This window comes from Petrocella atlantisensis, from assembly GCF_900538275.1.
Classification (GTDB): Bacteria; Bacillota; Clostridia; order Lachnospirales; family Vallitaleaceae; genus Petrocella; species Petrocella atlantisensis.
The window spans coordinates 2,334,476-2,347,421 of record NZ_LR130778.1 but is presented as its reverse complement, the minus strand read 5'-3'; the positions used below and the strand labels follow the sequence as shown (position 1 = coordinate 2,347,421).

General features: G+C 37.5%; 13 protein-coding genes. 2 read left to right on the top strand and 11 right to left on the bottom strand.

Going from position 1 to position 12,946, the window contains the following annotated elements:
• The first annotated feature begins 114 nt into the window (after nt 1-114).
• Nucleotides 115-498, top strand: coding sequence for a hypothetical protein (locus PATL70BA_RS10870; RefSeq protein WP_125137382.1), 384 nt, complete (start codon nt 115-117; stop codon nt 496-498).
• A gap of 41 nt (nt 499-539) precedes the next feature.
• On the opposite strand, the gene PATL70BA_RS10865 is transcribed toward PATL70BA_RS10870, so the two are convergent.
• Both PATL70BA_RS10865 and PATL70BA_RS10860 read right to left on the bottom strand, forming a co-directional pair.
• Entirely contained in the window at nt 540-1,802 is a 1,263-nt protein-coding gene (locus PATL70BA_RS10865) for an MFS transporter (protein ID WP_125137381.1), read from the bottom strand.
• Nucleotides 1,803-1,829: 27 nt separating this feature from the next.
• Nucleotides 1,830-3,176 carry an APC family permease gene (locus PATL70BA_RS10860; protein WP_172596214.1) on the bottom strand — a complete coding sequence of 449 codons (1,347 nt, stop codon included), beginning with the start codon at nt 3,174-3,176 and terminating at the stop codon, nt 1,830-1,832.
• Between the two features lie 231 nt (nt 3,177-3,407).
• Between PATL70BA_RS10860 and PATL70BA_RS10855 the strand changes: the two genes are divergently transcribed.
• Nucleotides 3,408-3,980, top strand: a complete 573-nt coding sequence (locus PATL70BA_RS10855) for a biotin transporter BioY (RefSeq protein ID WP_172596213.1) — start codon at nt 3,408-3,410, stop codon at nt 3,978-3,980.
• A gap of 287 nt (nt 3,981-4,267) precedes the next feature.
• Here the strand turns inward: PATL70BA_RS10855 and PATL70BA_RS10850 are convergent, their stop codons facing one another.
• The 9 genes from PATL70BA_RS10850 to PATL70BA_RS10805 form a co-directional block, all read right to left on the bottom strand.
• Nucleotides 4,268-5,230 carry a DegV family protein gene (locus tag PATL70BA_RS10850; protein WP_125137378.1) on the bottom strand — a complete coding sequence of 321 codons (963 nt, stop codon included), beginning with the start codon at nt 5,228-5,230 and terminating at the stop codon, nt 4,268-4,270.
• A 45-nt stretch (nt 5,231-5,275) separates the two neighbouring features.
• Nucleotides 5,276-6,028 (bottom strand): amino acid ABC transporter ATP-binding protein, encoded by a 753-nt coding sequence (locus PATL70BA_RS10845; protein WP_145985035.1) that lies wholly within the window; start codon nt 6,026-6,028, stop codon nt 5,276-5,278.
• A 15-nt stretch (nt 6,029-6,043) separates the two neighbouring features.
• Entirely contained in the window at nt 6,044-6,685 is a 642-nt protein-coding gene (locus PATL70BA_RS10840; RefSeq protein WP_125137376.1) for an amino acid ABC transporter permease, read from the bottom strand.
• A gap of 141 nt (nt 6,686-6,826) precedes the next feature.
• Complete coding sequence (locus tag PATL70BA_RS10835) at nt 6,827-7,609, bottom strand: ABC transporter substrate-binding protein (RefSeq protein WP_125137375.1); 783 nt, start codon at nt 7,607-7,609, stop codon at nt 6,827-6,829.
• A gap of 195 nt (nt 7,610-7,804) precedes the next feature.
• Complete coding sequence (locus PATL70BA_RS10830) at nt 7,805-8,179, bottom strand: hypothetical protein (protein ID WP_125137374.1); 375 nt, start codon at nt 8,177-8,179, stop codon at nt 7,805-7,807.
• A 187-nt stretch (nt 8,180-8,366) separates the two neighbouring features.
• Complete coding sequence (locus PATL70BA_RS16295; protein WP_172596212.1) at nt 8,367-8,951, bottom strand: hypothetical protein; 585 nt, start codon at nt 8,949-8,951, stop codon at nt 8,367-8,369.
• 208 nt (nt 8,952-9,159) lie between these two features.
• On the bottom strand, nt 9,160-10,137 hold the full coding sequence (locus PATL70BA_RS10815; protein ID WP_125137371.1) for a YbgA family protein: 978 nt from the start codon (nt 10,135-10,137) through the stop codon (nt 9,160-9,162).
• A 9-nt stretch (nt 10,138-10,146) separates the two neighbouring features.
• A complete protein-coding gene (locus PATL70BA_RS10810) occupies nt 10,147-12,000 on the bottom strand; it encodes an amylosucrase (protein ID WP_197715756.1) in 1,854 nt (617 codons plus the stop codon).
• A 91-nt stretch (nt 12,001-12,091) separates the two neighbouring features.
• Nucleotides 12,092-12,946, bottom strand: coding sequence for a carbohydrate ABC transporter permease (locus PATL70BA_RS10805; protein WP_243115901.1), 855 nt, complete (start codon nt 12,944-12,946; stop codon nt 12,092-12,094).

Sequence of the window (12,946 nt, the reverse complement as noted above, 5' to 3'; positions counted from 1 at the left end):
TTTAATATTATTGCCTTGCATTTTTAAAGTTACATGATAAAATGGATATAGTTTCCCTAAGTTAGGAGAAACGAATAAGCATCATAAGAAATGAGTGTTCAGGAGGTATTACCCATGGAATGGTGGCAAATCTTAATAATTGTCCTCGCTGTCGTAGCCGTTGTTTTGGCTATCCTATACTTTGTAGGAAAGAAAATGCAAAAAAAAGCTGATGGTCAGCAAGCGATGATTGATCAACAAAAAATGACCGTAACAATTCTCGTTATTGATAAGAAAAAAATGCGCATAAAAGACTCCAACCTACCAAAAGTTGTCCAAGATCAGGTACCTGCTTACTTAAAGCTACGTAAGATGCCTTTGGTAAAAGCCAAAATAGGTCCTAAGATTACGACACTTATGTGTGATGAAAAAGTTTTTAAAGAATTACCGGTTAAGAAAAATGTTAAAGTTGATATTGCAGGTATGTACATCATTGGTATAAAGAACTATAAAAAATAGGAAGACCCCCAACATAATATTATGTTGGGGGCCTTATTGTTTTAAACACTTATATTTTTTAGATCGGACTTGTACAAATTAGGAAATAACTTTTTATCTATTTTGTAATTAATTGTTATAAGACCAACTGTAGCAAATCCCGTTAGAGCTATGACAATAAATGCAATATTGAAGTTGGTATATTGAATGATTAGACCCATAACACCTTTACCCACAACGGAACCTAAGAAAAAACCTACATGGACAAGACTGTTGACTCGGCCTCTGTGAGAAGCCGGAACCCTCCTGCTGATAAAGGGCGATGACCCTAACATGTTCACAATCTCGCCTATAGTAAATAGGAAAATCATTATATAGAATACAAAGTATTGGGGTTCATTCATAATGACCAGAAAACTGAATGCGTACAAAGTAACACCTATCATCATCTTCTGCATTTCATGACTTTTATTAAGTATTTTGGTAAGTATGGGTGTAAATACTATGACTAAGCCACCGTTAAAACTAGCCAGATAGCCAAAATATCTAGCACCATCACTCAGATATAATCGATCCAAATATATCGGTAAAGTAAATGTCCATTGATCATAGATAAATGCAACTAGGAAAAAAGTAACAATCTGTATCCAAATTGATTTTCTTTCTCTAAGAATTACAAAAGTCCGCTTTGTATCCAGCTCATGGTTTTCGTATTCATTGATTTCTTCTTTACTCAAAGTGTCTTGCTTAATAACAACCACAAAGATAACAATCAGGATTGTAGATAGAAATGTCGTGAGTCCATCTATGACAAAAGCTAGGCTTAGGTAGTTTTCAAAAAGCATACCACCGATAGCTGCCCCGAAAACAAAGCCTAGGTTATGACCCAAATAGGACAATGAAAATACTTTTTCTCGTTCAGCCGGCTTTGTTACGTCTGAAATCAATGCTTCAAAAGCGGGACCTTCCATATTGGCAAATAAACCTGCCAATGAAAAACGTATCAGCATGTCGAATCCCGGCTCAACAAAAGCACAACTGATGAAAAAAATAACACTCAGTGTATCTAAAAACACGATGAGATACTTCCGATTAAATCGATCTGCCAAACGTCCACCCAGTATGGTTGCAGGAAGATAGATAACCCCGATGACAATTGCTACAAGGGCTGTTTGTGATTCTGTATAACCCATCTTATTCACCAAGATTAAAGTCATTAAAGGCCATATGAACGCACCCATATTTGTAATAATTCTTGCAAAAAAAATGACATAGGCCGATCTTGATAACCCCTTATATTGAGATAATATACTAAACATTTCCATAAAAATCCGCCACCCCCATGAGGCCTTTTATTCTACTGACGCCTCTTTTCTATAAAACAATAACCCAATCAGAATAACCACAACCGATACAACGAGATACATACCAATACTTGGATTGGTAATACCCCCGTAGAGGATAATTAAAGAACCTATAGTTGCAAAAATCGGTTTAATATAACGACTGAAAAAGTTAAGATCTGTGTAATTTTTTATGTACCACATATATAAGAATATATACAAACCATAGACCAGTACAATAGGAATCTCGTCTAGCGCTATGTATGCGCCAAAGGTTTCATTCAAACTGAAAAACCATAACAACAGATAACCAAAGGACAGACAACCTGCAAATATTGCAGAATTTATGGGCATATTGGTTTTTTTATTAATTTTACTAATAATTTTCGGTACAGGTCCTTGATTACGAATGGCCAAGGAATGCGGCACTCGAATACAAGACATAACCAGACCATTAAGTGTACCTAGGCAGGATATTATGACAAACCCGGTTAATATAACGGATGCCGTATTACCAAAAAGTTGATTGGTAACAATATTAACGGCGTTATCGCCTTGGGAAACAATTTCAGGTGTTGGTAGTACGCCAGCGATACCTAAGAAATAAAAGATATAAACTAGAAATACAATCAGAGCACCTAGCGTCAATGCCTTAGGCAAGTTTTTCTTAGAGTCTTTGATCTCACCGTTAATGGTAATGGCCACGGTCCAACCTTCATATGCAAAAGCTGTAGCAACAACAGCCGATGCCAATGTTCCGCTGCTACTACCAACACTGCTCATAGCATCCGTAAAATTCGTCATCGTAACACCATTAATCAGTCCACTAATCATACCACCAATCGCCACAAGACTGAGTGGAATCAACTTAATCATAGTGGTGGTAACTTGAAATCGACCTGCAATAATAGGTGCAAAATAATTCATCAAATACGTCAACAACATATACGTCACTGCTAGAATCCAAGTCCCCAATGCATTCGTAGGATTATCACTGCCAAGTAAAATCATCGTATACAAGGATGCAACCCATGCTAATATAGCTGACAAAGGCGAGAAATATAAAACACCCTTGAACCATCCCACAAGATAACCGAACTTCTTACCATAAGCAACTTCAGAATAGTCCACGATACCATTGGACTTTTCAATACGTTGTGCAAACTCTGCAAACACCAACGCACCAAAAATCATAGAAAAAGCACCCACCGCCCAAGCCACAAGTGCCAATATAATATTGCCATCGGTTAGTGTCAATACATCGTCTGCTTTAAAGAAGACCCCCGAACCTATAACGACACCTACAACCATAGCAATAGCTGTCAATAAACCATATTTTTTCTCTAATTGTTCCATAATAAGTATCCTCCATTTTTCATATGTTATGAGTATACAATATCTTGGAATCATATACAACCACTTTATTTTTTATGATAATAGCACCTATTCTCCCTATTTTTTTCATATTACCTCATGCCATTAATTTTATTGTCATATCTATTGTTAACCTCGTTTTATTTATGGTTGACAATAGAGATGCTTGACATTATAATGGCAATATCAATAAAAAGGATTAAGGAGAACTTTATGAAACTTACAACAAGAGACCTCATACTTACATCTTTATTTACAGCCTTAATGGTAGTTGGCGCACTGATTAAAGTACCAAATCCATTCTTTCCACTCGTTCCTATAACCTTCCAGCTGTTTTTTTGTGTTTTTGCCGGTCTGTTACTTGGCTCAAAAAATGCGCTCATGTCACAAATCATATACATCCTTCTTGGACTAGCCGGTTTACCCGTGTTCACCGGTGGTGGTGGCATAGGTTATATCCTCAAACCCACTTTCGGATACATCATCGGATTTGCTCTAGCTGCATGGCTGATCGGCAAATTAACCTCCAGACAAAAAAGTATTCGATTCCTCCCAATATTTGCTATCTCAACCCTTGGTCTGTTAGCCGCCTACTTCGTCGGCAACATATATTTCTATATGATCTACAACCTCTACCTAGTTAAAATCATGTCCATCATAGACGTCTCCATCATGATGCTCCCCTATATGATCAAAGACTTCACCCTAATCGCCATCGCAGCCTATGTCGCCACCTTAGTCATACCCGTCATCAAAAAATCCCAGCACACAGATATTGTTTCTTAATCTGCAGTTGTACCATTAGTCAGTATTCAAAACATACTTGCCTCTACTGACATTGTTATAGTAGACACCGACCATGAAGTTCCTGGAAGCAGTGTGTGTGACTTAAGCAAGTCTGCATGGATGCAGACCGCCGACTTTTGGTGCAGGACGCACCAACCGGAGGCCGTAGTCATATACACTGTGGAAGGGTTTTCATGGGGACCCCCTATAATCAAAAAAAGGTCTTTAAGCAATAATAATCCGCTTAGAGACCTTCTGAAATTCATTAAACCATACTATCTAACATATCAACTCTTATCCTTCAAACTCCTTATAAGCTTCATCAACTCATTCTTCTTTTCCAAAAGAGCACTCATCTCATTGTAAACCAAGCCATCATGTCTGTCCCCTTTTTCAAAAAAGTACATGGACAAGGCTCCAAGACCTACATGGGTACCTACAGATACACCCATCTGCATCATATGAATATCTCCGGCAAAACCTGTCTCGCTTTGTAACTTAAGCTTCAAGTTCTCAGCAACCGTCCTATCAGAAGTATAGCCAATAATAATAAAATCTGTTAATTCCAAATCCACTCGAGTTGTAAAGGACTCAACATAATGGGCATAAACCTTTTTACTGCCTCTGACTTTGGCAACAATAGCACCTTTTCCATTACGCATGGACATAATCGGTTTCACTTTCAGAACCTTGCCAATCATAGCACTAACATTGGTTAAGCGGCCACTCTTAATTAGATTATCAAGGTCATCTACCGACAGCAAGTGCTTCACATTCGTCTTATAGGTTTCATTAAAATCAACCAAGTCGTCAAAGGTGGCACCTTGAGCTCTTAGTAATGCGCTTTTTAATAGTAAGTAACCACTACCATGGCTCATGCACTTCGAATCCACCACATGCATCTTATAAGGTGTATCACCATACTTTTCCTTAAAATACTCCCATGCTAAAAGTGCGGATTGATAAGAGCCACTGGTACCGCTTGACATACAAATACATAATATTTCAGTATACCCTTTATCGATTGAAGCTTCAATGATATCAATGTACTCCGTCGGGCTGGGCATAGCTGTAGTCGGCAGATCTTTCAAAGTGCCTAACATATTGTATAATGCGCTTGGTTGAATATCAATACGGTCTTTGTAACTCTGACCATTAATAATAATACTAAGGGGTGCCATACTGATATCATATTTTTCCAAAAAAGCATCTGATAAATCACAAGTTGAGTCTGCCATTAATTTTATCATAAGTCCTCCAAAGCACATAAAGTGCCTAAAATTACCATAACTTCTTTATACTATTTTTCTAAGGAAGGCTCTTGCCCTATCGGTTTTTGGTTGATCAAAGAATTCCTTTGGATCACCTTGTTCAACGATAACACCTTCATCCATAAAGACAACACGCGTGCCCACTTCTCTAGCAAAAGCCATTTCATGAGTTACAACAATCATGGTCATACCGTCTCTTGCCAGTTTTTTCATAACTTCAAGCACTTCACCCACCAATTCCGGATCAAGTGCGGAAGTTGGTTCATCAAAAAGCATGATCTTAGGTTTCATTGCAAGGGCCCTAGCGATGGCAACCCTTTGTTGTTGCCCCCCTGAAAGTCTAGATGGATATTCGTCTCTTTTATCACTAAGGCCTACCAGCTCCAGAAGCTCCTCTGCATAGGGTATAATCGCCTCTTTTGTTTCCTTTTTTACCGTCATGGGACCGGTAATTACATTTTCAAGCACAGTCATATGTGGAAATAGGTTAAATCTTTGGAAGACCATACCAAGCTCAGAGCATATCTCTGCCATCTTATGTTGAGGTAGTTTTAACTGATTATGACCATTGTCATTAGCATCAATCAGCTCACCTTCTACATAGATCTCTCCAGCAGTAATGCGTTCCAAATGATTCAGACATCTTAGAAGTGTACTCTTACCTGATCCACTAGGGCCAATGATACATAGCACTTCACTTTTCTCTACATTCAAATCGATACCTTTTAAGACTTCAAGGGATCCAAATGACTTATATATATTCTTATACTCAATCATCATATTTAATCCCTCCTATTCGTATACAGAGTATTTAGCTTCAAGTTTTTGGAAAATCAAGGTGAATATGGTGGTGAAAAATAAATAAATAACCGCTGCTAATGCATAATAAATGGAGTCACCATTTGAGTTAACCATAATCCTTGACGTTCTAAGCAACTCTGTTATGCCCATTGTTGAGACAAGAGATGAATCTTTCAATAACATAATAGCTTCATTACCCACTGGCGGTATAAGACGTCTATAGGATTGGGGTATAATTATCTTAAACATCGCTTGATAATAACTGAATCCAAGGGCTTTAGAGGCCTCCATTTGTCCTTTGTCAATGGATAAAATAGCAGCTCTGATAATTTCTGCTAAGTAGGCAGCCGAGTTTAAACTAAGGGCTACAATACCTGACATAAAAGCTGAAAGTTTAATACCTATACTTGGTAAGGTATAATAGATCACCAATATCTGTAACAACAATGGCGTTCCTCTAAATACCCATATGTAAGTCCAACTTATCGTGTTTAGTGCCTTGCTTTTAGAAATACGTCCTAATGCAAAAAACAGCCCGAATATCAAGCCGATGAGTATTGCAATTATTGTCAACTGAAGGGTTATAAAGGCTCCCTCAAAAATCGCCAATAGCTGTTTCTGTGTCACTGCCATTACATCACTTCCTCACTTATGATGAATCAAAGTTCATCATTATTTTAGTCTATTATATATGTTGAGTTATATGTTCGTCAAAGAAAAAATAAAAAAACTCGCTTATGCATTGGCAAATGACATAAGCGAGTTCTCTATAATCTAACGTAATTCTTCATCTATGTTAGAAACGTAATCGCCACCTAACCATTCTTCTGAAATCTTAACCATTGTACCATTCCCTTGAAGCGTAACTAAAGCTGCATCAATTTTTTCTTTTAATTCTGTGTTACCCTTTTTAATACAAACACCAATAGGTTCATTGGTTAACTGAGCAGTTGTAATAACATAATCCTCGGAATTCTTTGATACAAAATCAATGGCTACAGCATAATCAACAACGATAGCATCTAGACGACCTGTTTTCATATCTGCAAACGTTTGAGTGATATCATCATACTTAGTAATCTCAAAAGGTGTCATTTCCAGTTGCTTTTCAACTGCGATATCAGCTGTTGTACCAAGTTGAACCCCAACATTCTTACCTTCAAGATCTGCAGGTGTTTGAACTGATTCATCACCAGGTGCTACAACAATTACCTGACCGTTTGATAAGTAAGGTTTTGAGAATTCAAACCCTTCAAGACGATCCGGCGTAATACTAACAGATGATATGATGACATCATACTTATCTGAATTCAGCCCTGAGAAAATACCTTCCCAAGCTGTTGGTACGAATTCTACCTCAATACCCATTTCTGCGCCTAAGGCTTTAGCAAAATCAACGTCAAAACCAACCAGCTCATTATCTTCATCTCTAAATTCCATTGGTGGATAAGAGTCATCAACTGCTATTGTCAAAACATTAGCAGATTCTTCCTTAGCACATCCTGCTACAACCAGTACCATTACAAACAACATGATCATACTTACTATCTTTTTCATTTTATGCCCCTTTTCTTCAGAAAATATCGCTTTCTCTATCGATATTAACGATCTTGATTTGACCAGAACCTTTATAAGATTCTGATACGTTATTATGCTAATGTTGCAATAAAACAGCACAACACCACAATAAATAAATTTTACTACGAAATAAGCATAATTGCAAGTGTTAGATGGGCATCATTCATATTATGACTATTTATTCAATTTGTTGAATATGGAAGTACGGATTGAATTCTTCGTAAATATGATATTTGAGTCTTCATTAATCAATGCTTTGCGTATATATTCGATTTCTTCTTCTGTAAGCTCAACCGTTCTGGATGTTTTTGAGCGGATTACCCTACTGTTTAATTCCTCAACCGCATCCGCTGCGTTGCCTCTTTTACTAAAATAAAAAACTTCTTTATCCGAATCCAATACACCTTCATGGTCTAAGTATATATGTTCAATTACATTTTCTGCTATTCCAGTGCAAGAACTTAATTTTGACATTTCATATTCACCATTATAGTCGATATAGTAATGATCATCCTTTAGGGCACTTTCTCTTATCATAAAACCATTCATCCCATTATTCTCCTTAAACTAAGTCATTGTCTTTAGCTTCATTTTACCAATATTATAACTTCTCCATAGAATAAAAGCAATCTTGTTATTACCATGAAATTAACAATCACTACAAAAACAAAAACTGCCGAAAATGGTCTAAACGGCAGTTTTTGATATATATTTTTATGCTTTTAAGTTCTTATGACTACTTAACTTCTACAGCACCTGTAACAACACCAGTCTCATCTTCAACTCTTGAGTCCATGTATTCTTGGCTTGCAAAGTATAAGTTACCTTCGATTGTATTGTCTACTAAATGGAATCCGTTAGCTTCAACATAAACGTCACCAACAAATGTTCCACCTTGTAATCTGAAGTTTTCACTTTTTACAATCAAGCTTGGTGCTGTTAATGTGAATCTTTCAAGAACGTTACGGTCAGCATCTTGAGTATAAAGACCTAATTTTCTAGCGATTTCTTCTCTATGTATGAATTCGCCTTCAACTACAAGATCTTCTTCTAACACGATGTCATTTAAAGTTGCTGCAAGCCAGAAACCATCCGCACCAAGTGCTGCTACTAATGCATCACCTTCTGTAACGATTGATGCTGTACTTACTGCGTCAACTTCTTCTTCTGTTGCTTCTTCTGCTGTCTCTTCTGCTACTTCTTCTGTTGCTTCTTCTGTTACTTCTGGTGTTTCTTCAACAACCGGTTCTTCTTTTGCACAACCTGCAAAGATTGCTGCTGTCATTACAAGTACTAACATTAAACCAAATATTTTTTTCATTTAACTAACTCCTCTTTTTTGTCAATCTTTTTATTGTTAACCATTTAACACATCCTATTATAGCACATTAGAAAAAATTTTCATAGCTTACAAAAAGAACAAAAGTAATCCATACCATATTTTTGTTACAATAATTTATTTATATTTATAAATATGTATCTACATTGTTCCATTTTTAGCTCCAATGTCCTGACATAGTCTTTTTGCTCTATTTATCCACACCTTTGCCTGAATCATTAACATCTATTAACACTTTAGGATAGGCTTCAAAAATTGTTTGGTCTTTAAGATATGGATTATCAAAACGGATTGCCCATGAATGAATGATGGATAGCGGAACTGAGTATGGGATTTTGTGATTTTGATAGTCTTCCATTCGATCAAGGAAAAATGCTTTTTCATCTTTATTGAGCTCCTTGGAAAAATAGCCAAATAAATGCAACAGCATGTTCATATTACGACCTTGTCGCATTGGGTTCATAAATGACTTATACAACACTTCTTCATATGCTTCCATAACTTCTTTTACCGGTTTATGCTCATGGTTAGCTACAATCTTACCTAAAACTTTCTGATTGGCTTGATGATAGGCCATTAGCAGGTATTTGTTGTCACTTTGGAATTTGACCAAGCTCTTCATACTCTGACTGGCTTTAACTTTGTCAAAAGCCGCCATAGTATAAATACGTGTTAGGAAATGCTCTCTTATTTGATAATTACTAATACGCCCCTCATCTTCAACAGCCAACTCCGGAAATGCCTCTAAAAAAGCTTTGCCGAAAAAACCTTTTGTTTTTTTAGTCAAAGAGCTCACACGTCCGGTGCCTTTATACATCTTAACATCTTTTATCCCACAAGAAGGGGACCTACTTTTTAATACTGCACCATGGATATTCTTATTCTTAAGATCCGATAAAAATGTAGCCGAAAAATTAATCATATCCTCTGAAACATCCTCACCTGTCATGGAATAAACCAACTTCTCTACATCATCTTCCATGATGATTCGAATCGCTTGTCTTGGTATGCTAAGACCAATAGCCACTTCCGGACATTCTGTAATGATATTTACATGTGGTTTAATTTTTTTTATAAAAGCACTTCCTATGATACTCCCATCATAGCGACAGGCTTTATGCTCGATACATCTGCTAACAAAAATTGTGGGTCTTTCAAATTCTCTCATTTTTACCTCCTAGGCATTATGTGGGCTTGTTTCTTTTAACCAAAGACATTCGTAAGGATAAAGATGTATTTCACCGCCCTCAAGTGAGACCAGTTTACCTGTCAACAAATCTGACATAATTCCGCAGAACCCCTTGTTTCTTAGTATTTTACCACTTATGTATTGATTGTTCTCACTGAAATTATATAGACAAAGCATGCGCTGATCTTTATCTTCTTTATAAAAAGTATACACCTGATTATGATTTATATCTATAACTTGTGCATCAATTTTTCCATTTAATAGTGGTTCATTCTTTCTTATACGAATCAGGTTTTGTGTATATAAGAATATAATCCCCTCATCTGTAAAAGGATCCTTTCTTTTTTCTGCTCTTTCCCAGTCAAAATAAGGTCTGTGCACCCACCGGCCTTCTTTTGACTTGTGGGGATCCTTTAGATAGCTCTGGTCATTCAATGTTGCAATCTCATCACCACTATAAATTAAAGGTATGCCTCTATGTGAAAAAATGAGTGCCGTCACCAGCTTAATTCTGTTTAAAGCAAATGTCCGACCATGCGTGTCCTTCCTATCATGGGCTTTCTCAAGGCCAAGTAATGAAGCTAATGTTCCATTGGTCCTTGCATCATGATTTCTTGGGTTATACTGATAGATTTCACCTTTTGCAAAGGAACCTTCAAAATCTCTAGAGTAAAAATCGATTAAAAAATGTTTGTGTTGGTAAGGGTCAAGGCCCAAATGTCTCGTAGCTTCTTCATTAAATCCCCAACCAATATCATCATGGCAACGAACATAATTCATAAAACAACCTGTAACCGGTACTTTGAATCTTTCATTATCGATTTTCATAAGACGCACATCTCTTGTTGCCATACTGTTAAATATGTTAACCATAAAGTTGGCGTTATATAAAATACCGCACTCTACATTATCTCGCGTACCAAAGTATTTAAAAATCTCATCCGGTTCAACAATGGCTTCTCCAAGCAATGCCAGAGAGGGGCATGCTATTTCTTTAACGCAATGAAGCATATGCATCAGCTTATGGGCTTGATTCAGGTTTCTACAGGATGTATGGATTTCCTTCCATACAAAAGCAATGGCATCTAAACGAATGATATTAACACCTAGATTAGCAAGATAGAGCATAATATCCACCATTTTTTCAAAAACCATTGGGTTTTTAAAATTCAGGTCCCACTGGAAATCACTAAAGGAAGTGTATACCCATTTATCAATCTCAGATTTGTAAGTGAAATTCCCAGGATGTTTATCCGGCAGTACTTCCGGTACTGTGGCATCATACAAGTCCGGTATATCCCTACTATCGTACATCATATACATATCCTGATATTTTTTTTCTCCCTCAAGGGCTTTCTTAGCCCATTCATGAGTATCTGCAGTATGATTAAGGACATAGTCAATACACACTGCAATTCCCGCATGTCTAAGTGCATCCATAAGCATAACAAAGTCTTCAAGCCGTCCCAATTTCGGATCTATATCCATGTAGTCTTCAACCGCATAGCCTCCGTCGTTTTCATCTTTCCTTGGCTTTAGTAGAGGCATTAGATGTACATAGGTTATGCCAAGTTCAACAAGATAGGGTATTTTATCAATCATGAGCTTGATGTTGCCTGCAAACAAATCCACATAAAGCATCATACCAATCATATGTTCGCTCATATACCAGTCATGTTCGCGCATATCCAGGTCTTTTAGTTCTTTCCCTCTCTCTTTGGATCTTATTTCAATGACTTGCATGAGTGACTCAAAGCTTTTGCCACTACCGCCCAAATCACTGTAGATATCAAAATAGGCGTTTTTTAAATCTTCTCTCCACTTTTCCTTCTCTTGTATCATCCTCATACCTCCACTTCTATATATTAAGAAAGTAATGCTTCACTGATATAGAAAAATAAAGGGCTGAAAACAGCCCTTTACTATTATAATATTATTTGATAGAACCTGCAACCATGCCCTTGATGATGTGCTTTTGGGCAAAGAGGAAGCCGACGATGATTGGTGCGGCTGCCATGAGTACCGCTGTCATGATAAGGTCCCACTTCTTAACAAAGGATCCTGCAAAGGCCCTTATGGCTAGTGGTATGGTTTGTACGTCTTGTCCAACGCCGAGTATCAGTGATGGTAACAAGAAGTCGTTCCATATCCAGATGGCGTTTAGGATGATGACCGTTACAAATATGGGCCTAAGTATGGGCATGATGATCTTAAAGAAGATCTGTGGACGGCTACAGCCGTCTATGGTGGCAGCTTCTTCAAGCTCTAAGGGTATGGATTTGATGAACCCGTGGAACATGAAGACCGCAAGCGGTGCTCCAAATCCAATGTAAGCGATGATCATGCCGTGATAGGTTCTTAGCATTCTTATACCTGTGGCTTCATAGATCATTCTAAAGAAGGCGACCAGTGGAAACATGACCACTTGGAAGGGTATGATGAGCCCGCTTAAGAAGACTAAGAAGATGATGGTCGAGGTTGTGCTTTTGGTTCTTACCAACACCCATGCCGACATGGCGGAGAAGATGGTGATGGTGGTCAGCGATCCTACGGTGATGATGACTGATGAGAACACACTTGAAGAGTATCTGATACTGGGTCTGTTCCATATGTCACTGATGTTGGCTAAGAGTTGGCCCCAGTGTTGTGGCAGGGATATAGGGTCGGTGATGATTTCTAAGGATGATTTGGCTGAGTTGATGACAACAATGAAGAAGGGAAACATGATGATGACAAAGAGTACGAAGGTGATGATGGTTAAGATTGTGTTGACCATATTTTTTGACAC

What these genes read in the sequence shown, in the direction of transcription:
- PATL70BA_RS10870 (WP_125137382.1), top strand. Translation starts at nt 115, where the DNA reads ATGGAATGGTGGCAAATCTTAATAATTGTCCTCGCTGTCGTAGCCGTT.
- PATL70BA_RS10865 (WP_125137381.1), bottom strand. Translation starts at nt 1,802, where the DNA reads ATGGAAATGTTTAGTATATTATCTCAATATAAGGGGTTATCAAGATCG.
- PATL70BA_RS10860 (WP_172596214.1), bottom strand. Translation starts at nt 3,176, where the DNA reads ATGGAACAATTAGAGAAAAAATATGGTTTATTGACAGCTATTGCTATG.
- PATL70BA_RS10855 (WP_172596213.1), top strand. Translation starts at nt 3,408, where the DNA reads ATGAAACTTACAACAAGAGACCTCATACTTACATCTTTATTTACAGCC.
- PATL70BA_RS10850 (WP_125137378.1), bottom strand. Translation starts at nt 5,230, where the DNA reads ATGATAAAATTAATGGCAGACTCAACTTGTGATTTATCAGATGCTTTT.
- PATL70BA_RS10845 (WP_145985035.1), bottom strand. Translation starts at nt 6,028, where the DNA reads ATGATTGAGTATAAGAATATATATAAGTCATTTGGATCCCTTGAAGTC.
- PATL70BA_RS10840 (WP_125137376.1), bottom strand. Translation starts at nt 6,685, where the DNA reads ATGGCAGTGACACAGAAACAGCTATTGGCGATTTTTGAGGGAGCCTTT.
- PATL70BA_RS10835 (WP_125137375.1), bottom strand. Translation starts at nt 7,609, where the DNA reads ATGAAAAAGATAGTAAGTATGATCATGTTGTTTGTAATGGTACTGGTT.
- PATL70BA_RS10830 (WP_125137374.1), bottom strand. Translation starts at nt 8,179, where the DNA reads ATGAATGGTTTTATGATAAGAGAAAGTGCCCTAAAGGATGATCATTAC.
- PATL70BA_RS16295 (WP_172596212.1), bottom strand. Translation starts at nt 8,951, where the DNA reads ATGAAAAAAATATTTGGTTTAATGTTAGTACTTGTAATGACAGCAGCA.
- PATL70BA_RS10815 (WP_125137371.1), bottom strand. Translation starts at nt 10,137, where the DNA reads ATGAGAGAATTTGAAAGACCCACAATTTTTGTTAGCAGATGTATCGAG.
- PATL70BA_RS10810 (WP_197715756.1), bottom strand. Translation starts at nt 12,000, where the DNA reads ATGATACAAGAGAAGGAAAAGTGGAGAGAAGATTTAAAAAACGCCTAT.